At 68.4% G+C, this 21,136-nt stretch carries 20 protein-coding genes; 10 read left to right on the top strand and 10 right to left on the bottom strand.

Going from position 1 to position 21,136, the window contains the following annotated elements; genetic code table 11:
* Positions 1-19 precede the first annotated feature (19 nt).
* The 8 genes from AKG07_RS17165 to AKG07_RS17200 form a co-directional block, all read right to left on the bottom strand.
* Positions 20-1,255 carry an acyl-CoA dehydrogenase family protein gene (locus tag AKG07_RS17165; RefSeq protein WP_053098998.1) on the bottom strand — a complete coding sequence of 412 codons (1,236 nt, stop codon included), beginning with the start codon at positions 1,253-1,255 and terminating at the stop codon, positions 20-22.
* Positions 1,256-1,330: 75 nt separating this feature from the next.
* The gene (locus AKG07_RS17170) at positions 1,331-1,993 is read right to left on the bottom strand and encodes a TetR/AcrR family transcriptional regulator (RefSeq protein WP_053098999.1); all 663 of its coding nucleotides are present in this window, start codon (positions 1,991-1,993) and stop codon (positions 1,331-1,333) included.
* A 91-nt stretch (positions 1,994-2,084) separates the two neighbouring features.
* On the bottom strand, positions 2,085-2,345 hold the full coding sequence (locus tag AKG07_RS17175) for a hypothetical protein (protein WP_053099000.1): 261 nt from the start codon (positions 2,343-2,345) through the stop codon (positions 2,085-2,087).
* Positions 2,342-2,785 (bottom strand): glycohydrolase toxin TNT-related protein, encoded by a 444-nt coding sequence (locus AKG07_RS17180; RefSeq protein WP_053099001.1) that lies wholly within the window; start codon positions 2,783-2,785, stop codon positions 2,342-2,344. The genes AKG07_RS17175 and AKG07_RS17180 overlap by 4 nt, the downstream gene beginning before the upstream one ends.
* Complete coding sequence (locus AKG07_RS17185; RefSeq protein WP_053099002.1) at positions 2,782-3,066, bottom strand: hypothetical protein; 285 nt, start codon at positions 3,064-3,066, stop codon at positions 2,782-2,784. Before AKG07_RS17185 ends, AKG07_RS17180 begins: the two co-directional genes overlap by 4 nt.
* Positions 3,063-4,523 carry a glycohydrolase toxin TNT-related protein gene (locus AKG07_RS17190; protein WP_053099003.1) on the bottom strand — a complete coding sequence of 487 codons (1,461 nt, stop codon included), beginning with the start codon at positions 4,521-4,523 and terminating at the stop codon, positions 3,063-3,065. The genes AKG07_RS17185 and AKG07_RS17190 overlap by 4 nt, the downstream gene beginning before the upstream one ends.
* Complete coding sequence (locus AKG07_RS17195) at positions 4,520-4,849, bottom strand: type VII secretion target (protein ID WP_053099004.1); 330 nt, start codon at positions 4,847-4,849, stop codon at positions 4,520-4,522. Before AKG07_RS17195 ends, AKG07_RS17190 begins: the two co-directional genes overlap by 4 nt.
* A complete protein-coding gene (locus AKG07_RS17200; RefSeq protein ID WP_053099005.1) occupies positions 4,849-5,262 on the bottom strand; it encodes a YbaB/EbfC family nucleoid-associated protein in 414 nt (137 codons plus the stop codon). The genes AKG07_RS17195 and AKG07_RS17200 overlap by 1 nt, the downstream gene beginning before the upstream one ends.
* A gap of 164 nt (positions 5,263-5,426) precedes the next feature.
* Here AKG07_RS17200 and sucC point away from each other — a divergent pair, with 164 nt between their 5' ends.
* Both sucC and sucD read left to right on the top strand, forming a co-directional pair.
* A complete protein-coding gene (gene sucC / locus AKG07_RS17205) occupies positions 5,427-6,593 on the top strand; it encodes an ADP-forming succinate--CoA ligase subunit beta (protein ID WP_053099006.1) in 1,167 nt (388 codons plus the stop codon).
* A gap of 27 nt (positions 6,594-6,620) precedes the next feature.
* A complete protein-coding gene (gene sucD, locus AKG07_RS17210) occupies positions 6,621-7,523 on the top strand; it encodes a succinate--CoA ligase subunit alpha (RefSeq protein ID WP_053099007.1) in 903 nt (300 codons plus the stop codon).
* Positions 7,524-7,660: 137 nt separating this feature from the next.
* Here sucD and AKG07_RS17215 read toward each other — a convergent pair whose 3' ends face one another.
* Positions 7,661-9,118, bottom strand: coding sequence for an NCS2 family permease (locus tag AKG07_RS17215; RefSeq protein ID WP_053099008.1), 1,458 nt, complete (start codon positions 9,116-9,118; stop codon positions 7,661-7,663).
* 91 nt (positions 9,119-9,209) lie between these two features.
* Between AKG07_RS17215 and AKG07_RS17220 the strand changes: the two genes are divergently transcribed.
* The 7 genes from AKG07_RS17220 (at position 9,210) to AKG07_RS17250 (ending at position 19,045) form a co-directional block, all read left to right on the top strand.
* Positions 9,210-10,604, top strand: coding sequence for a cell division protein PerM (locus AKG07_RS17220; protein ID WP_053099009.1), 1,395 nt, complete (start codon positions 9,210-9,212; stop codon positions 10,602-10,604).
* Positions 10,605-10,647: 43 nt separating this feature from the next.
* A complete protein-coding gene (purN, locus tag AKG07_RS17225) occupies positions 10,648-11,235 on the top strand; it encodes a phosphoribosylglycinamide formyltransferase (RefSeq protein ID WP_053099010.1) in 588 nt (195 codons plus the stop codon).
* Between the two features lie 40 nt (positions 11,236-11,275).
* Positions 11,276-12,883 carry a bifunctional phosphoribosylaminoimidazolecarboxamide formyltransferase/IMP cyclohydrolase gene (purH, locus tag AKG07_RS17230; protein WP_053099011.1) on the top strand — a complete coding sequence of 536 codons (1,608 nt, stop codon included), beginning with the start codon at positions 11,276-11,278 and terminating at the stop codon, positions 12,881-12,883.
* A gap of 154 nt (positions 12,884-13,037) precedes the next feature.
* Complete coding sequence (locus tag AKG07_RS17235; protein WP_053099012.1) at positions 13,038-14,537, top strand: DNA-3-methyladenine glycosylase 2 family protein; 1,500 nt, start codon at positions 13,038-13,040, stop codon at positions 14,535-14,537.
* Complete coding sequence (locus AKG07_RS17240; RefSeq protein ID WP_053099013.1) at positions 14,534-15,031, top strand: methylated-DNA--[protein]-cysteine S-methyltransferase; 498 nt, start codon at positions 14,534-14,536, stop codon at positions 15,029-15,031. Before AKG07_RS17235 ends, AKG07_RS17240 begins: the two co-directional genes overlap by 4 nt.
* A gap of 271 nt (positions 15,032-15,302) precedes the next feature.
* Entirely contained in the window at positions 15,303-17,234 is a 1,932-nt protein-coding gene (locus AKG07_RS17245; RefSeq protein WP_053099014.1) for an ABC transporter ATP-binding protein, read from the top strand.
* The gene (locus tag AKG07_RS17250; RefSeq protein ID WP_053099015.1) at positions 17,231-19,045 is read left to right on the top strand and encodes an ABC transporter ATP-binding protein; all 1,815 of its coding nucleotides are present in this window, start codon (positions 17,231-17,233) and stop codon (positions 19,043-19,045) included. The genes AKG07_RS17245 and AKG07_RS17250 overlap by 4 nt, the downstream gene beginning before the upstream one ends.
* A gap of 125 nt (positions 19,046-19,170) precedes the next feature.
* Here AKG07_RS17250 and AKG07_RS17255 read toward each other — a convergent pair whose 3' ends face one another.
* Complete coding sequence (locus tag AKG07_RS17255; RefSeq protein WP_053099016.1) at positions 19,171-20,019, bottom strand: endonuclease domain-containing protein; 849 nt, start codon at positions 20,017-20,019, stop codon at positions 19,171-19,173.
* Between the two features lie 271 nt (positions 20,020-20,290).
* Between AKG07_RS17255 and AKG07_RS17260 the strand changes: the two genes are divergently transcribed.
* Positions 20,291-21,094, top strand: coding sequence for a hypothetical protein (locus tag AKG07_RS17260; protein WP_053099017.1), 804 nt, complete (start codon positions 20,291-20,293; stop codon positions 21,092-21,094).
* Positions 21,095-21,136: the final 42 nt, after the last annotated feature.

A 21,136-nucleotide genomic window follows, 5' to 3' on the forward strand; every position in this document is an offset into this window, starting at 1 on the left:
GCACCGCGGTGGTGAGCGCTCAGGTGAAGGCGCTCATCCCCGTGATGTCGCGCCCGAGCAGCAGCGCCTGCACGCTCTCGGTGCCCTCGTAGGTGTGGATCGCCTCGATGTCGGCCATGTGCTGCATCACACCGTTCTCGAGCAGGATGCCGTTGCCGCCGAGGAGGTCGCGGGCGACGGATGCCACGCGTCGAGCTGCTCGCGTGTTGTGGAACTTCGCCAGCGAGGCCTGCGTGGGGCGAAGCTCACCCGCGGTCTCGAGGTCTGCGAGGCGACGGCAGTACAGCTGCATGGCCGTGAGGTCCTCGAGCATGTGCGTGAGGCGCTCCTGCACCATCTGGAACTTGGCGAGCGGCTTGCCGAACTGGATGCGCTGGGTCGAGTAGGCGAGCGCCGCTTCGTAGCAGGCCGTCGCGTGGCCGAGGGCCGACCACGCGACCCCTGAGCGGGTGGCGTAGAGGACGACCGACGCGTCCTTGAAGCTCTTGGTGCCAGGGAGTACGGAGTCGAGCGGCACCCGGACGTCGTCGAGCACGATGTGAGCCTGGTGGATCGCCCGCAGCGAGGCCTTGCCGCGGATCGGGGTCCCTGAGTATCCAGGGGTGTCCTGTTCGACGAGGAAGCACCGGACCGCACCGTGTTCGGGCGCCGTCTCGTCGTCGACGCGGGCCCAGACGAAAGTGATGCCGCCCGAGGCGCCGTTGCCGATCCACTTCTTCGCGCCGCGGATGACCCACTCGTCGCCGTCGCGGCGGGCCACGGTCTCCAGCGATACCGAATCAGACCCGTGGTCGGGCTCGGTGAGGGCGAAGGATCCGAAGACCGAGCCGTCTGCCAGAGCCGTGAGCCACTTCTCCTGCTGAGCGGGGGATCCGAAGAGCGCCAGGGTGCGCAGCGCGAGCCCGCCTTGGACGGCGAGCACGGTGCCGAGCGACCCGTCGCCGCGCGAGATCTCCATGTTCACGAGCCCGGCAGCGAGGGGAGAGAGCCGGGTGAGAGCAGGATGCTCGATGCCATCGACGACGAGATCCATCTCGCCCATTCGGCGCGCGGCCTCGAGCGGATACTCCGCGCGATCCCAGGCGTCCGCCATCTGAGGCCCGACCTCGTCGATGTAGGCCTTGGCGCGATCCCAGGCCGACCGGTCGGCGTCGGGGATGTCGGCGAAGACGGCGTAATAATCGCTGTCCTGTCGCCCGGTGATGTCGTACGACGAGACGCGCTCGCCGGGCAGGGGAGAGGCTGCGGTGCTCATGGTGACTCCTTCGTGACACCAAGTATCGTACGCTCTGAAACTCGGTTTCACGACTCCGGTGGAGAGAGTCCTGGTTCAGTCGAGTTGAGAGCGCAGGCGCCGGGTGACCTCGGCGATCGGCATCGAGCGAGGGAACACGGCGACGACCACGTCATCCGGAGCCTCGGAGACCGCGTCGGAAGGCACCCCGTAGCGGCGGCGGACGTCGGCGAGCGCCGTCTGCAGCGTCGAGAGCGGCACCTTCTTCTTGCCGCGCAGCAGCTGCCGCAGCACATGGTTGTGCACGGCGGTGACGAGGGCGGAGAACCCGACGGCATCGAGAGGATCGATCCCGGGGAGCGAGCTGCGCAGATAGTCGTCGAACAGCCGCTCGTAGCGGAACACCGTGATGATCTCGCGCTCACGGAGCACCGGCACCTGGCGGACGATCTGATAGCGGCGACGCGCGAGTTCGGGATCGTGCGCGAAGTGGGCGAAGACCGACTCGGATGCCGCGCAGACCGCACGCCAGGGATCGTCATGCCCTTCCGCGAGGAAGGTCCGCAACTGGTCGAGCAGCACCTCATGGTCCGCGAAGACCACATCCTCTTTGCCGCCGAACTGGCGGAAGAAGGTCGAGCGTGAGACGCCTGCGGCCTTCGCGATCTGCTCGACGGAGGTCTGGTCGAAGCCCTGTGACGCGAAGAGCTCGAGTGCAGCGGCCACGACGCCGGTGCGCAGTTCTGCGGATTCGTGCATGGAATGAGCCTAGACCTGTCGATGTCGTCGACGATCATGGGCGGTCGCCGTAGGGCGTGAGGCCGTGGCGACCGGACGGAGGCGTGGCCGTCTATGCCGTCGGACGGACGCCGCTGACGCGGTTCCAGATCTCCACCCGGTGGGTGAAGTCGGCGAGGGCCTCGGATTCCGCGTCGAAGGCGCGGAGCGAACCGGCGATGGGTTGTGCGCGTTCGTCTTGGATCCAGGTCTGGAAACCGTTCCTGCCGAAGGTCAGGACGATGACGTTCGGCTTGCCGCGCGGGTCCTCGAAGAGGGAGTACCCGGCATGGCCGCGTGCGCGGAGGTCGGCGAGCACGGTGTCACGGTTCATGCCAGTCCTCCAGGGACGCTCAGTTCGCGCACGAGTCCGAGTCGCAGATAGAACGAGAGCGGCAGGGGCAGCACGAGCTGGGTGGCGCCGCCGGGTTCGCCGAATGCGGGAGCCACGCTGCCGCTGTAGATGGGCTCGTCCCAGCGGTAGTAGCCGATGTCCACGAGATCATCCAGGTCGCGGCGAAGCGCGGCATCGCCGGATCGCTCGTATGCGGCACGGACGTGTACGCAATCGCCGATGACGATGAACTGGTGGTACGCCGACGGATTCTCGACCCAGGGGAGCGAGCGCTCAGGATACGCAGCGGGCTGCCCGTTCTCGACGAGGTAGACATAGCGGGTGTTCACGGGGCCGTACATGTCCCAGACCTCCGCGCCGGCCGGCACGGGCTCGCGAGTGAGGGCGCGGCCGTCGGGGCCGATCCAGAGCTCGGTCATGCGGAGTCCCCGATCCGGCGCACAGCGGTGGAATCCGCTGCCCTGTGCGACCGTGCCATCCGCAGGAACTGGTCGAGAGCCTCGGCTTCGGAGGAGAAGCGCGACGGGCCGAAGAACCGGTCGCCGCGCTCGTCGGTGTCCCACACGATCCACTCATCGCCGTCGCGATCGATCCATGCCGACCGTTCGCGACGGCCGGTGCGCCCGAACCAGTTCGCGGTGGCGGTGAGCTGTTCGTCCTGGATGATGCGCTGTGCGTCGGCGGCGGTGAGGTTCGTCATGGGATCTCCTTAAGCAGGCCCAGCGCGATGAGCTGCTCGGCGGTGAGCGGAAGCTGCACCTGGGAGCCGCCACCCGGCGAGCCGAATCCGGGCGCGATGTCTCCCTGGTACCCCTGTGAACCGAGGTATTCGGGCTTGAGACCGCCCGCCAGGAGTTCGTCCTTGACGTGCTGAGGGGCGCTGTCGAACGCACCACGCAGATCGGACAGATCGCCGACGACCTCGTAGCGGTGGTAATGCGCGGGATTCTCGACGTAGGGCAGGGAACGCTGGTCGTACGTGTACGGCCCGTCATCCGGCACCGGTGAGGTGTATCGACCGTCGGGGGGACCGTAGCGGTCGAGCACATCACCGGGCTGCGGCGTGTGCGGCTGTCGGATCGGATTGTCGTTGGCATCCAGCACGTACCCGCCGCCGGGCACCTGGCTCCAGTCGATGCTCCCATCCGGCTGAAGGACCTCAGGCCCCTTGGGGATCTGCACGTCGGGTGGGAGCGTGCCGGTGTCGGCGAAGTCGTCGGCGTACTGCGGGTAGTTGCGCTCGAGATATGTCTGGAGCTGCTCGTCGGTGAGCATGCTCTGGTCGCGCACGCTGGGACCGGGCGAGGTGGGCCCGTCCGGCGTCGTGCCGTCCGGCGGGTTGTGTGGAGGCGTGCCGTTCGGGCTGTGCGGTGCTCCGGGGCCGGAGGGAGCGTTTCCGCCGCCCGGTCCGCGCGAGAAGAGGTCTCCGAGGCGCTGGAAGAGCGCCTTGAGTTCGTCCAGGTGCTTGGCGAGAGCCGTGACGGCGTCGACGAGCTTGAGCACCGTGCCGGAGATCCGGGCGGTCATCGCCGAGACCCGGCTCGTCGCCTGCGCGATGACGTACGGGGTTGCAGTGCCCAGTGAGATCACCAGCGTGCTCGCATAGGAGATCAGCGAGCCCACGAGCTGCGAGAGCGTGTCGCGCACGAGCTCATGAACGACCTGGACGAGCATGGATGCCGCTTCCATGCCGGTCTTCATGCCGCCCGCCCACGCGCCCGCGGCGGAGATATGAGCGGCGACGTCCGCCTGGAGTCGGAGGTACGCGGCGATCGCCTCGCCCGACATCGAGCTCACGTCGGCGAGTCGGGAATCGAGTGTCTCGCCCGCCTGCTGCAGATGCTGGGCGATGTTGCCCCACGTCGCGGCGAATCCGGCGACTTCACCTGCGTCGCCGGTCAGGTCGTTGAGCCAGCCTTTGAGCGGCTCGAGATGGTCCATGAGCCAGCCCAGACCCGCCGCGATCAGCGATCCGAGCGGATCCATCGCCGTCGCGACGGTGTTCGCCAGGGCGGAGAACGATGCGAGTCCTCCGGCCACCCAGTCTCCGCTCTCGATGGCGTTGACGAGTTCATAGCCGTCCTCGAGCAGCCCTGCGCCGCTGAACGGCGTCGTCGGATCGATCGGTCCGGCCACCAGCGGGTTCGGCGGCGTCATCGGACGCCGCCCTCGACCGATGCCATCAGACCGCTGATCGTGTCGAGCTGTCGCTGCTCGCCCTCATCGAAGTCATCGGCGAGACCTTTGAGCTGTTCCTCGGACTGCTCGAGCATGGTCGCCGCGGCGGAGATCGCGCCGATGGCGATCGACGAGACGAGTTGCGCAGGCGGAACCAGGAACGCGCACATCACCCCGAACGCCCCGCCGCCGACGTTCATCGACCCGGCGGCGTTCTCGGCGAGCCTGACATCCGACGCGATCTGGCCGACGCGCTGCGCGTGCCTGCGCACCGTTTCGGTGTCTACCGCGATCAGCTCCGCCATCAGCGGTACTCGATCCGTGGCTGGCCGTCCTGACTCGGGTCGGGGAGCTGAGCGATCTCTTCACGCAGGTGCTCGACGGCTGCGTCGTCCGCGCCGAACGCCTCGGCGGCGATCTCGACGGCCTTCGCGCCGGCCGCACGCTGCGCATCTCCGGCGAGGGAGACGATCAGAGCGCCCAGCGCTGCGGGGGATCGGTCGAATGCGGCATCCGTGAGCGTGACCTCGGCGAGCCGACCGGAGGAATCCACCGTGACCGCGACATCACGGCCAGGCGACGTCGCCCGCTCACGCACGGCAGCGATGTCGTCGCGCACCTGCTCGGCCTGTGCCGCGCGGCGCTCTGCGTCTCTGACCTGCTGCTCGATGCGGGCCCGTGTGGCGATCGGATCCGACCAGTCGAACGTGTCCGTCATTGTCTCCCCCTGATTCAACGCACAAGAATGCTACCGGACGGCATCGGCTCGTCGCCCGCGCTCTGCGGACGTAGGGGCGCTCAGGCGGCGGTAGTAGGCTGGGGGATTGATCGATGTCTCGACATCGAGAGAATTCCAGGCCGCAGCCCAGTGAAGGAAGCACAGTGGATCTGTACGAGTACCAGGCACGAGACGTTTTCGAGAAGTACGGAGTGCCGGTCCTCGCCGGCATCGTCGCCGACACCCCTGAGGAGGTGAAGGCAGCCGCTGAGAAGATCGGCGGCGTCGTCGTCGTCAAGGCCCAGGTCAAGACCGGTGGTCGTGGCAAGGCCGGCGGCGTCAAGGTCGCCAAGACCCCCGACGAGGCGTACGAGGCGGCCAAGGCCATCCTCGGTCTCGACATCAAGGGCCACATCGTCAAGCGCGTCATGGTCGCGCAGGGTGCCCGCATCGCTGAGGAGTTCTACTTCTCCGTGCTGCTCGACCGTGCCAACCGCTCGTACCTGAGCCTCTGCTCGGTCGAGGGCGGCATGGAGATCGAGGAGCTCGCGGTCGAGCGTCCCGAGGCGCTCGCGCGCGTCGAGGTCAACCCGCTGACCGGCATCGACAAGGAGAAGGCCGTCGAGATCGCTCGCGCCGCCAACTTCCCGGAGGACCTCATCGAGAAGGTCTCCGACGTGTTCGTCAAGCTCTTCGACGTCTACAAGGGCGAGGACGCGACTCTCGTCGAGGTCAACCCGCTGGTCCGCACCGAAGAGGGCGACATCATCGCCCTCGACGGCAAGGTCACGCTCGACGACAACGCCTCCGAGATCCGCCACCCCGAGCACGAGGCGCTCGAGGACAAGGACGCAGCGGACCCGCTCGAGGCGAAGGCCAAGAAGAGCGGTCTGAACTACGTCAAGCTCGACGGCGAGGTCGGCATCATCGGCAACGGCGCAGGTCTCGTCATGTCGACGCTCGACGTGGTCGCCTACGCCGGCGAGAACCACAACGGCGTCAAGCCCGCGAACTTCCTCGACATCGGCGGCGGCGCCTCGGCAGAGGTCATGGCCGCAGGCCTCGACGTCATCCTGGGCGACCCGCAGGTCAAGAGCGTGTTCGTCAATGTCTTCGGCGGCATCACGGCGTGCGACGCCGTCGCCAACGGCATCAAGGGCGCACTCGAGACGCTCGGCTCCACGGCGTCCAAGCCGCTGGTCGTGCGCCTCGACGGCAACCGCGTCGACGAGGGTCGTGCGATCCTCGCCGAGTACGCGCACCCGCTCGTCACGCTCGCCAGCACCATGGACGAAGGCGCCGACAAGGCCGCCGAACTCGCCAACGCCTGATCGCAGAGAGACACAAGGACTAGAGAAATGTCGATCTACCTCAATAAGGATTCCAAGGTCATCGTCCAGGGCATCACCGGCGGCGAGGGCACCAAGCACACGGCGCTCATGCTCAAGGCCGGCACCCAGGTCGTCGGCGGCGTGAACGCACGCAAGGCCGGCACGACGGTCGCGCACACCGACAAGGACGGCAACGCCTTCGTGCTCCCCGTCTTCGGCTCGGTCGCCGAGGCCATGAAGGAGACCGGTGCAGATGTGTCGATCGCCTTCGTGCCCGGCGCCTTCACCAAGGACGCGATGATCGAGGCCATCGATGCCGAGATCCCGCTGCTCGTCGTGATCACCGAGGGCGTCCCCGTCGGCGACTCGGCAGAGGCCTGGGCGTACGCCCAGAGCAAGGGCAACACGACTCGCATCATCGGACCGAACTGCCCCGGGATCATCACCCCCGGTGAGGCGCTCGTCGGCATCACGCCGGCGAACATCACCGGAAAGGGACCGATCGGGCTCGTGTCGAAGTCGGGCACCCTGACGTACCAGATGATGTTCGAGCTGCGCGACCTGGGCTTCTCGACGGCCATCGGCATCGGCGGCGACCCCGTCATCGGCACGACGCACATCGACGCGCTCGCCGCCTTCGAGGCCGACCCCGAGACCAAGGCGATCGTGATGATCGGCGAGATCGGCGGCGACGCCGAAGAGCGCGCGGCCGACTACATCAAGGCGCACGTCACCAAGCCGGTCGTCGGCTACGTCGCGGGCTTCACGGCTCCCGAGGGCAAGACCATGGGCCACGCCGGCGCGATCGTGTCGGGCTCCGCGGGCACCGCCCAGGCGAAGAAGGAGGCCCTCGAGGCCGCCGGGGTCAAGGTCGGCAAGACGCCGTCCGAGACGGCGGCACTCATGCGTGAGATCGTCGAGTCGCTCTAAGCGCTAGACTGTAGGAGAAGGCCCTGGACTCCACTCCGGGGCCTTCTTCTATGCCCGGACGCTTTAGACACGCCATGTGCGTAGGACGAAGAAGGGCGGATGCCGCAGCATCCGCCCTTCGTGTTGTTCGTCGTCGCTCAGGCGACGCCGAAGAGCGCCTCGATGGGACCTCGGGCGAAGAAGATCACGAAGCCGACGGCGACGATCCACAGCAGCGGGCTGATCTTGCGGGCCTTGCCGGAGAACGCCTGGATGAGCACCCAACTGACGAAGCCGGCGCCGATTCCGTTGGCGATCGAGTAGGTCAGCGGCATCACGGTCACGGTCAGGAACACGGGCAGCAGCACGTCGAACTCCGTGAGGTCGATGTACTTGATCTGCGCCATCATCATCGCGCCGACGATCACGAGCGCGGCGGCCGCGATCTCGGTCGGGACGATCGAGGTGAGCGGCGTGAGGAACATCGCGAGCAGGAACATGCCACCCGTGATCAGGTTGGCGAATCCGGTGCGCGCACCCTCGCCGATACCCGCTCCGGACTCGATGAACACGGTGCTCGACGACGAGGACGTACCACCACCGACGATCGCGCCGACACCTTCGACGACCAGCGCCGACTTGATGCGCGGGAAGTCGCCGTTCTCGTTCGCGAGGTCGGCCTCCTTGGCGAGACCGGTCATGGTGCCCATGGCGTCGAAGAAGTTCGAGAAGACGAGGGTGAAGACGATCATCACGATCGCGACCAGGCTCACCTTGCTGAAGTCGAAGCTGAAGTCGACCGCGCCGACCAGGCTCAGGTCGGGCAGACCGAACGGCGATCCCGTGAGAGTCGGAACCGTGAGCCCCCAGCCGCCCGCGTTGTCGTCGGATGCGGCTCCGAGATGCCAGATCGCCTCGACGATCACCGCGAGGACGGTGCCGGTGACGAGGCCGATGAGCAGCCCGCCCTTGACCTTGCGCGCGACCAGGATGCCGGTGACGATGAGCGTGACGATGAACAGCACGGTGGGCACGGTCGCGACTGATCCGCCGACGCCGAGACCGACCGGCGGAGATGCGCTGCCGGTCGCTGTGACGAAGCCGGAGTTCACGAACCCGATGAAGGCGATGAACAGGCCGATTCCGACCGTGATCGCGATCTTCAGCTGGAACGGAACCGCGTCGAAGATCATCTTGCGCAGGCCGGTCGCCGCGAGAAGCACGATGACGAGACCGTTGATCATCACGAGAGCCATCGCCTCGGGCCAGGTGACCTGACCGACGACCGAGAAGGCCACGAAGGCGTTGATGCCGAGGCCGGCGGCGAAGCCGAACGGCAGGCGGGTGATGAGACCGAACAGGATCGTCATGATGCCGGCGGTCAACGCGGTGGCGGCGCCGACGGCGCTGAAATCGAGCGTGTCGCCGGCGACGTCGGCCGAGCCGGACAGGATGATCGGGTTGAGGATCACGATGTAGGCCATCGTGACGAAGGTCACCAGGCCCCCTCGGATCTCGGTGCCGATCGTGGATCCGCGCTTGCTGATCTCGAAGAAGCGGTCGAGGGCGTTCTTGGGTTGGGCCTCTGAGCGGGTGGGGGACGGGGCAGTTGTCATCGGGAAACCTCCGCTGGAGACGATATCGTGTCGCCCGAGTCGCGCGCGCCCACAGGCGACGACAGGGTTCTCGTCGTAGTCTCGATTCGATATGCAACGCCTCCTCGTCGCGCTCCTCGCCGCCTTCGATGCCGCAATCGCTGCGGCGGTCGGTCTCGTGGTCCTGCTGGCGCCGCTCACCCTGCTCTGGACGCTCTCGTTCGGCGTCACGGCCGACTGGGGAGCGCTCTGGCCGCTCACCGGCACCCTGTGGCAGTTCGGCCACGGCGTGCCGCTGAGCATCGACGTATCGACCGAGGTGCTCCGCACGACGGGCATCGCACCGGCGGCCGCCGCCTTCACACTCTCGGTGACACCGCTCGCGTTCCTGATCTTCACGCTGCTCTTCGCAGCCCGCTCCGGCACCCGCGCCGCGCGCGCGGGGGCCTGGCTCCTCGGCTCGCTCTCCGGCTCCCTCACGTTCGCGGCGATCGCGACCGGAGTCGCACTGACCGCGCATCTCGGAGCCGTCGAGACGCCCGTCGTCGAGGCGATCCTGCTTCCGACAGCCGTCTATCTCGTGGGCGCCGTGTGCGGTGCCGTCCGCATCGCCTGGGAGGACGGTGACGGCGGCTTCCTCGACCGGATCCACGACGTCGTCGACTCGTGGGGCGATTGGGGGCCGGTTCCGAGTGCGGCTGTGCGCGGAGCGGCCTTCGCCGTCGTGGGGACCACTGCAGTCTCCGCAGTTGCTGTCGCCGTGCTCACGGCGGCACGAGGCGGCGAGATGGTGGCCCTCTTCCAGGCGGCGCGGGTCGATGCGCTCGGCGCCGGAGTCATCACTCTCGGGCATCTCGCCTATCTGCCCACCATCCTCGTCTGGGCGGCGTCCTGGCTCGCCGGACCCGGATTCGCCGTGGGGGTCGGCACAGCGGTGTCCCCGGCGGGCACCCAGCTCGGCGTGGTCCCCGGAATCCCCGTGCTGGGGCTGCTTCCCGAGAGCACGTCGATCTGGATGCTCATCGTCATCATCCTCCCGATCGGCGCCGGTGCCTTCGCCGGCTGGGCGGTCCGGTCCCGCCTCGTCTGGGAGGGCACGCCGCTCGGCCTCGCCCCCCGTGCGACGATCGCCATCGGGATCGGCGTGCTGACCGCCGCTGTCGCCGCGATCGCCGCCCTGTTCGCCGGAGGGTCGATGGGGCCGGGGCGGCTCTCCGAAGCCGGGCCTGCCCCGCTGCCGTTCGCTCTCGCGCTGGGGGGAGAGGTCCTGCTCGGCGCAGCGATCCTGCTCCTGTCGCCCCGCAATCGCGATGAGCTCGCGGAAGAGCGCACCGACCGCTGGGTCGCCGAGATGACGGCATCCGATGCGGTGTCGAACGCACGCACGGATCCCAGCGACGGAACGGTCGGCTGGCCGGACGGACCGTCGACCTATGACACGGCGCCGCTGGATGACGCGGGCGGATTCCGGCTCCCGCGGCGCGATCCGCGCGATCCCGTCGGCTGACATGCGGCTCGGGGCCTCCCATCGGCCCCGGTAGACTGGGCGCGTGCTCACGGTCGCCGTTCTCATCTCGGGCACCGGCTCGAACCTTCGCGCCCTCCTCGAGGCTGCTCGCCACCCCGATTTCCCTGCGCGGGTGGTGGTCGTCGGCGCCGACCGCGAAGCCGACGGCCTGGCTCACGCCGAGGAATTCGGCATCCCGAGCTTCACGGTTCCGTGGCACGAGCACGAATCGCGCGAAGCCTGGGGCGAAGAGCTCGGCCGCCAGCTCGCCGTCTGGAACGCAGACCTCGTCGTGCTCAGCGGCCTGATGCGTCTGCTTCCTGCCGCCCTCGTCGCCGACCTCTCGCCACGACTGATCAACACGCATCCCGCATACCTGCCCGAGTTCCCCGGCGCACACGGAGTGCGCGACGCGCTCGCCGCGGGCGTCTCGGAGACCGGCGCGAGCGTGATCGTCGTCGACGACGGCGTCGACACCGGCCCGATCCTCGCGCAGGAGCGCGTGCCGGTCGTCGCCGGTGACACCGAGCACAGCCTCCACGAGCGCATCAAGCCCGTCGAGCGCCGACTTCTCATCGACGTGGTGCGCCGCATCGCGATCGGTGAGCTCTCGCTGACCTCAGCATCCTGAACCGATCCACGCACGCCCCCCTCGCACGAAGGAGCCCATCATGGCCGGCCCCCGCCACGACCACTCGCTGTACCGCGATCGCGACACCGTCCCGGTTCGCCGCGCACTCGTCTCGGTGAGCGACAAGTCCGGTCTGCTCGATCTCGCCGCCGCTCTCGCCGGCGCGGGCGTGCAGATCGTCTCGACCGGCTCGACGGCCTCCACGATCCGCGAGGCGGGCTTCGAGGTCACCGACGTCGCCGCCGTCACGGGAGTCGCCGAGATGCTCGACGGCCGCGTGAAGACGCTGCACCCGAAGATCCACGGCGGTCTGCTCGCGGACCTGCGCCTCGAGGATCACGAACGTCAGCTCGCGGATCTCGACATCGCTCCGTTCGAGCTCGTCGTCGTGAACCTGTATCCCTTCGTCGAGACGGTCGCCTCCGGTGCCGAGGGCGACGACGTCGTCGAGCAGATCGACATCGGCGGCCCCGCCATGGTGCGCGCCGCGGCCAAGAACCACGCGAACGTCGCGATCGTCGTCTCGCCGCAGTCGTATCCGGGCATCATCAGCGCCATCGAGAACGGCGGCACCACGCTGACGCAGCGCCGCGAGCTCGCGGCCCGCGCCTTCGCCCACACCGCCGCCTACGACACCGCGGTGGCCTCATGGTTCGCGGAGGGCACGCTCGGCGAGGGCGAGGACCTGCCGACGCACCTGACGATCCAGGCCGAGCTGCTGGCGACGCTGCGCTACGGCGAGAACTCGCACCAGCGCGGCGCGATCTACACGCGTGTCGGCGGCCACGGCATCGCCCAGGCGACGCAGCTGCAGGGCAAGGAGATGTCGTACAACAACTACGTCGACGCGGATGCCGCGCTGCGCGCCGCCTACGACATGGTGAAGCCGGCCGTCGCGATCATCAAGCACGCGAACCCGTGCGGCATCGCCACGACCGCCCCGAACGCCCTCGACCCGATCGCGAGCGCGCACATCCGCGCCCACGAGTGCGACCCGGTGTCGGCCTACGGGGGAGTGATCGCCGCGAACGGCACCGTCACCCTCAAGATGGCCGAGAATCTGAAGGACATCTTCACCGAGGTCATCGTCGCGCCGTCGTTCGAACCCGCAGCCCTCGAGGTGTTCAAGGCGAAGAAGAACCTGCGTCTGCTGCAGCTGCCGGAGGACTGGCAGCAGGAGCGCATGGATGTGCGCCTCGTCTCGGGCGGACTTCTGCTGCAGGATGCCGATCGCTTCCCCGACGACATCGTCTCGGTCGCGAAGAACTGGGAGCTCGTCTCGGGCGAGCGCCCCAGCGACGAGGAGATGGAGAACCTCATCTTCGCGTGGAAGGCGTGCCGCGCCGTCAAGTCGAACGCGATCGTGCTCGCGAAGGACAACGCCACGGTCGGCGTCGGCATGGGTCAGGTCAACCGTGTCGACTCGTGCCGCCTCGCGGTCGAGCGCGCCGGTGATCGTGCAGCCGGTTCTGTCGCTGCCTCCGATGCCTTCTTCCCGTTCGCCGACGGTGCGCAGGTGCTCATCGATGCGGGCGTCACCGCGATCGTGCAGCCCGGTGGCTCGGTGCGCGATGAAGAGGTCGTCGACGCCGCACGCAAGGCCGGCGTCACGATGTTCTTCACCGGGGAGCGTCACTTCTTCCACTGAGTGCGGCGGCCCTGAGGCCCAGGCACATCCGAGACCCCTCGCGCCGATGCAGGTGCGAGGGGTCTCGTCGTCGGATGATGCGGCCGATCCCGATGTCCACCGTGATGTCCGATTTCCGCCAGTCGATGTCGGAGGGCGGTGGCAGAGTGGAGGCATGAGCTTCCCCGTGACCGACTTCGATGAGCGATACCGTGCGATCAGCGCGCGCGACACCCGCTTCGACGGGCAGTTCGTGACCGCCGTGCGCTCTACCGGGATCTACTGCCGTCCGAGTTGCCCCGCGCGCACGCCCAAGCCGCAGAACGTCACCTTCTATCCCACCAGCGCAGCGGCGCACGAGGCGGGCTTCCGGGCGTGCAAGCGCTGTCTGCCCGAAGCTGCCCCGGGCTCGCCTGCGTGGGACCTGCGCAGTGACGTCGCGGCGCGGGCGATGCGTCTCATCGCCTCGGGCGTCGTCGAGCGCGAGGGAGTGTCGGGCCTCGCCGTGCGTCTCGGCTATTCGACACGGCACCTGACCCGACTGCTCTCGACCGAGCTGGGGGCAGGTCCGCTCGCCCTCGCGCGGGCGCATCGCGCGCACACGGCGCGCATGCTGCTGGTGGGCACGGACATGCAGATCTCGGATGTGGCTTTCTCGGCCGGTTTCGCGAGCATTCGGCAGTGCAACGACACGATCCGCGAGGTGTTCACTCTGACTCCGGGCGAGCTCAGGGCTCGACGGAAGCCCCCGGCGTCCGCTGCTCCCGGTGCGATCGACCTCGTCCTCCCGTACCGCGGGCCGCTCGATGCGTCCGGAATCTTCCAGTGGATGGCTGCGCGTGCGGTATCGGGGGTCGAAGAGGCCGCGACCACATCTTTCTCTCGGCACCTGCGTATGGCGGGCGGGCCCGCGTGGTTCGAAGTGCATCAGGACTCGACGCAGCGACTGCACCTTCGGGCGCGCGTCGCTCAGCTCGGCGACCTCGCTCCGCTGGTGTCGACCGTGCGACGGATCTTCGACCTCGACGCCGACCCTCTCGCGGTCGACGAGGCGCTGAGCGCCCACCCCGAGATCGCTCCGCTGGTCGCGCGCACTCCGGGCATCCGCGTGCCGGGCTCGGCGGATCCGCACGAGATGCTGATCCGTGCCATGGTCGGTCAGCAGATCACCGTCGTCGCCGCGCGCACTGCCCTCACCGCGCTCGCCGACGCGCTGGGGGAGCGCACGGAGCAGGGGCTGCTCTTCCCGACGATGGCGGCGATCGCCGAGCACGGGGCCTCGGTGCTGCGCGGACCGGCCGCCCGCATCAGGGCGATCGTCGGCGCAGCCACGGCCCTCGCCGACGGCAGCCTCGCTCTCACGGTCGGCGACGACGGAGTCGAGCAGCGCGCTGCCCTGCTCGCGATGCCCGGCATCGGCCCCTGGACGGCCGACTATGTCCGGATGCGGGTGCTGGGCGACCCCGACGTGCTGCTCCCCGGCGACGTCGCACTTCGTGCGGGGGCCGCCGCGTCCGGACTGCCGGCGGATCCGCTGCCGCTGGTCGCGTGGGCCGAGCGGGCTGCCCCGTGGCGCAGTTATCTCAGTGCTCACCTCTGGCGAGCAGCGCCCGCACGTCCGGTTCGACGGCCGAGCGCGAGACAGACCACCGCCCTTGTGAAGGAGACCTCATGAACGCCATCATCCAGACCGTCGAGACGCTGGACGGACCGTTCACCATCCTCGCCGACGACCGTCAGCGGGTGCTCGCCTCTGGATGGACGGCCGACCAGGCGACGATCCTCGCACGGCTCGCCGTCCCGGTGCGGCCGACGGAGGTGCGCGAGGGCGAGACGGATGCGGCTGCCGCTGCGCTCTCTTTCTATGCCGGGGACCTCTCGGCGATCGACGCGGTCGCCGTGAAGCAGACGGGCACGGCGCTCCAGCTCACCGGATGGTCGGCGCTGAGGTCGATCGAGCCGGGGGAGCCGCTGACCTACACCTTGTTCGCAGCGCGGCTCGGCAACCCCCGTGCGGTGCGCGCCGCGGCATCGATCTGCGCCCGCAACGCCCCCGCGCTCTTCGTGCCGTGCCACCGTGTGCTGCGATCGGATGGCACCCTCGGCGGGTTCGCCTGGGGCCTCGGTGTCAAGGCGAGCCTGCTGGAGCGAGAAGCCGCGCGGGGATGAATCGGGAATCTCTCTTGTGCTCAGCTTGTTCACAGGAATAGGCTGGTGGGCTGTCGCACCGACCGGGACGACATAGCCGAGCCCCTGAGGAGGACACCATGACATCGATCGCCGCTGTGCAGATCGCCGCTCTCGGCTCGACCCCGGTGCGCCCGCTCCGCTAGAGCCACTTTCCGACACGCACGACCACCGGATGCCGGACTCCGAGAGTCCTTCGCTGCGTCTGCCGCCTTCAGCAACCGCTTCCCCATACGAAACTCGTCTGAGAGACATGTCTTCCTCGCCTTCATCGCAGAACGCCTCCCCTTCCTCCTCCCTTTCCACACCGGCCGCACTGTGGCGCCTGAAGCCTTTCGTCAAGCCCGTCATCTGGCGGCTCGCGGGAGGCGCCGCGAGCGCGCTCGTCGCCGCGATCATCGCACTGATGATTCCGATCGTCCTCGAGCAGATCATCCGCGGTCCTGTGCGGACGGGCGCGATCGATGCGATCGCCTGGGGTGCGCTCGCGGTCTTCGGCCTCGCGCTGGGTGAGGCGCTCATGGTCTGGCTGCGCCGCCAGTTCGTGCTCAACCCCGCAACACAGGTCGAGTACAAGATGCGCACCGAGCTCTACTCGCGCCTGCAGACGCTGCCGGTCTCCTTCCATGACCGCTGGCAGTCGGGGCAGCTGCTGAGCCGGATGATGCAGGACATCGGCCTGATCCGCCGGTGGCTGGCCTTCGGCCTCGTCCTGCTGGTGGTGAACGTCCTGACCATCATCATCGGATCCGTGCTCCTGTTCCGCTGGCACTGGCTGCTGGGAGTGATCTTCATCGTCACCGCCATTCCGCTCTGGATCCGCGGCTACCTCTTCGAGAAGCGTTACGGCGCGCTCACTCGCCGCAGCCAGGACCAGGCCGGCGATCTCGCCACCAGCGTCGAGGAGAGCGTGCACGGCATCCGCGTGCTCAAGGCGTTCGGTCGGGGCAAGCACGCTCTGAGCCGCTTCAGCCGCCAGGCCGAGACGCTGCGTGAGACCGAGATGAGCAAGGCCGGCGCGATCGCGTCGATCTGGTTCTGGCTCGATCTCATGCCGCAGATCGCGTTCGGGCTGAGCTTGATGTCCGGCATCTGGCTGATCTCGCAGGGACAGATCGACGAGGCTCAGCTGTTCGCGTTCTTCGCCATGGCCGTCGTGCTGCGCTGGCCGATCGAATCGATCGGGTTCCTGTTCTCGTTCATGCTCGACGCCCGCACGGCGACCGATCGCGTGTTCGACATCTACTCCGAGACGAACAGCATCACCGACCCCGAGAACCCCGTGCACATCGCGGAACCCCGTGGCGAGCTCGCATTCGACAAGGCGCACTTCCGGTACCAGGACGCGGGCGCGAACGAGCGCGATCTGCTCGACGGCATCGATCTCGTGCTGCGCCCGGGCGAGACCATGGCGCTCGTGGGGCTGACCGGCAGCGGCAAGACCACCCTGACCACCCTGCCCACGCGCCTCTACGACGTCACCGGCGGGCGCGTGACGCTCGACGGCGTCGACGTGCGCGACCTGCCGCTCGCCGAGCTGCGTCAGCACATCGCGATGGCGTTCGAGGACGCCACGCTGTTCTCGGCCACCGTGCGCGAGAACGTCCTGCTCGGTCGGGCCGATCTCGACGTGCACAGCGACGAGGCCGAACGAGTGCTGCGCGAAGCGCTCGACGTGGCACAGGCCTCTTTCGTGGACTCGCTCCCCGAGGGGGTCGAGACCGTCATCGGCGAGGAAGGGTTGAGCCTGTCCGGCGGACAGCGTCAGCGTCTCGCACTGGCCAGGGCGGTCGCCGCCAAGCCGAAGGTGCTCGTGCTCGATGACCCGTTGTCGGCGCTCGACGTCGACACCGAGGCTCTCGTCGAGGAGGCGCTGCGGCACGTGCTGGCCGATACGACCGCCATGATCGTGGCGCACCGGCCCTCGACCGTGGCTCTGGCCGACCGGGTCGCGCTGCTCGAATCGGGCCGAGTCACCGCCGTCGGGACGCACAGCGAGCTGCTGAAGACGAGTCGTCACTACCGCCACGTCATCTCCAGCCTCGAGGCTGAGGAGGCGGCGCGCACCGGCGCGATCCCGATCATCCGCGATGAGGAAGACGAGATCGACGCCGTCGTGCAGGACGGGATCCGCCAGGACGCCGCCGACGAAGACATCATCACCGAGAAGGAGGTGCAGCGATGAGCTCCGCGATCACCGGAACCCAGGACGAAGACCGCTCCAGCTACACCAAGGAGGAGAGCCGGGCCATCCGTCGCCGGTCGCTCCGACTGCTGGGATCGCTCGTGCGTCCGCTGAAGCCGCAGATCACTCTGGCGGCCATCGTTCTCGTCATCTCGACGGCGCTCCAGGTCGCGGGACCGATCCTCATCAGCATCGGTCTCGACCGTGCCCTGCCCGCCGTGCTCGAGCGCGCCGATTGGATGCCGACCTTCATGATCGGCGGGATCTACCTTCTCGCCGGCGCCGTCGCGGCGGCGATGATCGCCTGGTACGTGATCATCGCGGCCAAGCTCACGCAGGCAGTGCTGCTCGACCTCCGCAAGCGGATCTTCCTGCACACCCAGCGCCTCAGCCTGGAATTCCATGAGTCCTACACGTCCGGTCGCATCATCTCGCGTCAGACGAGCGACCTCGACTCGATCAAGGAGCTGCTCGACGGCGGGCTGAACGAGCTCGTCTCCGGCGTGCTGTTCGGCCTGTTCACCTTCATCGCGCTGTGCGTGTGGGACTGGCAGTCCGGGCTCATCCTCGCGATCGGCGGCGTACCCCTGTTCTTCCTGATGCGCTGGTTCTACTCGCGCTCGCAGCTCGTCTACCGTGAGTCGCGCGTCATCAGCGCGAAGGTCATCGTGCAGTTCGTCGAGACCATGACCGGCATCCGTGCCGTCAAGGCCTTCCGCAAGGAGCCTCGCAACGACGTGACCTTCCAGAAGATCGCCGGCGACTACCGGGACGTCAACCGACGCTCGATGCTGCTGTTCGGCACGTTCGAGCCCGGCCTGATGGGCGTCGCGGCGCTCGTGCTCGGAATCGTCGTGCTGTGGGGCGGCATCAGGGTCTCGAACGAGACCCTCACCGTCGGCGTGCTGCTGTCGGCCGTGCTGTACGTGCGCAACTTCTTCGCGCCGATGCAGGAGATCGCGATGTTCCTGAACTCCTACCAGTCCGCCACCGCGGCCCTGGAGAAGGTGTCCGGAGTGCTCGAAGAGGTGCCGACGGTTCCGGATCCCGAGAAGCCGGTCGACCTGTGGGAGTCGCGCGGACACGTGCGGTTCGACGAGGTCACGTTCGGATACAACGGCGAGAAGACCATCCTGCCGAACTTCTCGCTCGACATCCCTGCCGGGCAGACGATCGCGCTGGTGGGTACCACGGGCGCGGGCAAGTCCACTCTGGCGAAGCTGATCTCCCGGTTCTACGACCCGTCGATCGGCACGGTCACGCTCGATGGAGTCGACCTGCGCAGCCTGCATCCGAAGGACCTGCGTCGCGCCATCGTGATGGTCACGCAAGAGGCCTACCTGTTCAGCGGCACGGTCGCCGACAACATCGCTCTCGGAAAGCCCGATGCCTCGCTGGATGAGATCCGTGCGGCTGCCCGTGCGGTCGGGGCAGACGAGTTCATCTCGTCGCTGCCCGACGGATACGGCACCGACGTCAACAAGCGGGGTGGCCGGGTGTCGGCGGGGCAGCGTCAGCTGATCTCGTTCGCGCGGGCATTCCTCGCGGACCCTGCGGTGCTGATCCTCGACGAGGCGACCGCGTCGCTCGACATCCCCTCGGAACGTCTGATCCAGGATGCGCTGCAGACGCTCCTCAAGGACCGCACGGCGATCATCATCGCGCACCGGCTGTCGACGGTCGCGATCGCCGACCGGGTGCTCGTGATGGAGCACGGCAAGATCATCGAGGACGACACCCCGGAGACCCTCATCAGCGGCACGGGCAAGTTCGCTCAGTTGCACGCCGCCTGGCAGCAGACGCTGGTGTGACCGTCGCCTGAGCGAGCGCGACTGCTGTCGCCCTCCGCGTCTTCTGCGGCCAGGGCGCACTTCTGCGGCCACGACGAGAAGTCGTGGCCGCAGAAGGTCACTCTGGCCGCACGAACCGTTGGCCATCATCGGCGCTGACGGGGTGGAAGATGCAACCCCCGCGCGATCGCGGCCTGCAGAGTGCGCTCGACGTCTTCCCACCCGTGCACGATCTGCGCATAGGACAGGCGCAACACGGTGTACCCGCGCAGGCGCAGCTCGGCATCATGGGCGACATCGGATCCCCGCTGCGCCGACGAGGAGTGATGTGCGTATCCGTCGATCTGCACGACCAGGTGTGAGCCGATCACGATGTCGACCCGGCGACCCGCGAGCCGGACCTGCTGGCGCAGGGGCACACCCCAACCACTGAGCCGTACGACCACCATCGTCTCCAGGCCGGAGTCCGACAGTCCGATGACCTCCTCGGCCAGTGCGCGCGACCGCGGCTCACGCCATTCCACCAGTCGAAGAGCTTCGACGTCGAGCCGCTCGATGCGGACGGCCGACTCCCAGATCACCCGTGCGTCCTCGTGGAGGCAGCAGCCGGCGATGTGCGCCAAAGCGTCTTCGACGGACGCCGTGAGTCGCCGCGGGCCGCAGTCGACGAGCGGCGCGCCCCAATGCAGGGTCGCGTCATCTCGGTGGCGGTGCGCATTGGGCCCGACCTGCAGGTGCAGACCGTCCGGCGCTCGATCCGGCACCCACCACCCGCGACGACGTGCGAGCGACACGCAGGTCAGCCGCGCGGATGCCGCGGCAGCCGCCGCCAGGTCGTCGGGAGCCGATGCCAGGGCCACCCACTGAGCGCGCAGGCGGCGCACTGCTCCGGAGCGGATCGCCCCACGAACCTGTCTCGGGGCGAAACCGTGTTCGGCAGCGTCCGATCGGTGGGCGATGCCGCCTCGCGCAGTGAGCCATTCCCTCAGATCCATCGCCTCAGGATGCCGCCCCGCCCACCTCCTCGAAAGCCGGCTACCCGCATCCTGAGGAGAACCGACTGCCGAAGCGGGATGTGGAGGGGCAGTCACGCCCTCCACTTCGGCGGCTCGGGTGAGCTTCTGCGGCCGTGAGCTTCGGCCCTGGCCGCAGAAGGTGACCAAAGCCGCAGATGTGGGGAGGGGGAGGGGGACACGAGGGAGGAGGGGGAGAGGGGAGGAGAGAGGGGGAAGGGACACGAGCCTTGGCTCTGGGTACCATCGAGGTATGGATCCGCTGCTGCTCGCCGTCGAGTTGTGGTGGATCGCGCCCGCCGCAGCCGGGGGTGTCGCAGCCGGCGCGGTCGGCCTGCGTCGCCGCAGCATCAAGAGCGGACGCCGACTCGAGTACGACGCGGCTCGGCATGATCTCAAAGCCGCCAGGCAGACGGCGGTCGAGAGGCGGATGGCCGTCAAGCTGGCGCGCGCCGACGTCGCACGCATCTCGGCCGAACGCAGCGCGCGGCGTGCGACCCCGGAGCAGGTCGCGGGTGCCAAGCGGATGCTGCGGGCGAAGGAGAACGACGCCAAAGCCGCGTCCGCCGACGTCCGCGCCAAGCAGGTGCGCCTGAACGCCGCCCGTGCGGCGATCCCGACGGCATCCGCACCACGCCCCCTGCAGAGGCTTCAGGCGCAGCACGAGGCGATCGTCGTGCGCTGGATGAGCTACGAGACCGATCCGGGGCTGCAGATCGCCTACCCGGAGATGACCGACGTCCGACAGCCGGCGACTGCGGCGTATCTGCGCGCGGCAGCGCACGCGGTCGAGATGCGCCGCGCCGCCACCGGAAGGGTCAGCGCGGCGGACTTCGCCGCGTACCGCGACGCCGTCGCCGATCTCGAGCGGGCCTTCGAAGCGGCCGAGCACGCCGCTCGGGTGCACGCGGGAGAGGCGTCCTCGGCATCGTCCACCTGGCAGGATGCCGCGCAGGATGTGATCAGTCGGTCGGCCGAGGCGATCGACCGTGCCGCCGGTGCCGCCGCATCGGCGTTCGCCGCGTGGAACGAACGCAAACGCCCGGACAAGCGCTGAGCGCCGCCTCCGCAGGGCGAAGACGGCGCTCGATGCTCACGT

It is taken from the genome of Microbacterium sp. CGR1 (assembly GCF_001266755.1).
Classification (GTDB): domain Bacteria; phylum Actinomycetota; class Actinomycetes; order Actinomycetales; family Microbacteriaceae; genus Microbacterium.

Excerpts from the sequence above, each read along its gene's own strand:
- AKG07_RS17235 (WP_053099012.1), top strand. The coding sequence starts at position 13,038 with ATGAGCTTCCCCGTGACCGACTTCGATGAGCGATACCGTGCGATCAGC.
- AKG07_RS17245 (WP_053099014.1), top strand. The coding sequence starts at position 15,303 with ATGTCTTCCTCGCCTTCATCGCAGAACGCCTCCCCTTCCTCCTCCCTT.
- AKG07_RS17215 (WP_053099008.1), bottom strand. The coding sequence starts at position 9,118 with ATGACAACTGCCCCGTCCCCCACCCGCTCAGAGGCCCAACCCAAGAAC.
- AKG07_RS17190 (WP_053099003.1), bottom strand. The coding sequence starts at position 4,523 with ATGACGCCGCCGAACCCGCTGGTGGCCGGACCGATCGATCCGACGACG.
- AKG07_RS17220 (WP_053099009.1), top strand. The coding sequence starts at position 9,210 with ATGCAACGCCTCCTCGTCGCGCTCCTCGCCGCCTTCGATGCCGCAATC.
- AKG07_RS17255 (WP_053099016.1), bottom strand. The coding sequence starts at position 20,019 with ATGGATCTGAGGGAATGGCTCACTGCGCGAGGCGGCATCGCCCACCGA.
- AKG07_RS17260 (WP_053099017.1), top strand. The coding sequence starts at position 20,291 with ATGGATCCGCTGCTGCTCGCCGTCGAGTTGTGGTGGATCGCGCCCGCC.
- AKG07_RS17250 (WP_053099015.1), top strand. The coding sequence starts at position 17,231 with ATGAGCTCCGCGATCACCGGAACCCAGGACGAAGACCGCTCCAGCTAC.
- AKG07_RS17170 (WP_053098999.1), bottom strand. The coding sequence starts at position 1,993 with ATGCACGAATCCGCAGAACTGCGCACCGGCGTCGTGGCCGCTGCACTC.
- AKG07_RS17180 (WP_053099001.1), bottom strand. The coding sequence starts at position 2,785 with ATGACCGAGCTCTGGATCGGCCCCGACGGCCGCGCCCTCACTCGCGAG.
- AKG07_RS17195 (WP_053099004.1), bottom strand. The coding sequence starts at position 4,849 with ATGGCGGAGCTGATCGCGGTAGACACCGAAACGGTGCGCAGGCACGCG.
- AKG07_RS17165 (WP_053098998.1), bottom strand. The coding sequence starts at position 1,255 with ATGAGCACCGCAGCCTCTCCCCTGCCCGGCGAGCGCGTCTCGTCGTAC.
- AKG07_RS17185 (WP_053099002.1), bottom strand. The coding sequence starts at position 3,066 with ATGACGAACCTCACCGCCGCCGACGCACAGCGCATCATCCAGGACGAA.
- AKG07_RS17175 (WP_053099000.1), bottom strand. The coding sequence starts at position 2,345 with ATGAACCGTGACACCGTGCTCGCCGACCTCCGCGCACGCGGCCATGCC.
- sucD (WP_053099007.1), top strand. The coding sequence starts at position 6,621 with ATGTCGATCTACCTCAATAAGGATTCCAAGGTCATCGTCCAGGGCATC.
- AKG07_RS17240 (WP_053099013.1), top strand. The coding sequence starts at position 14,534 with ATGAACGCCATCATCCAGACCGTCGAGACGCTGGACGGACCGTTCACC.
- AKG07_RS17200 (WP_053099005.1), bottom strand. The coding sequence starts at position 5,262 with ATGACGGACACGTTCGACTGGTCGGATCCGATCGCCACACGGGCCCGC.
- purH (WP_053099011.1), top strand. The coding sequence starts at position 11,276 with ATGGCCGGCCCCCGCCACGACCACTCGCTGTACCGCGATCGCGACACC.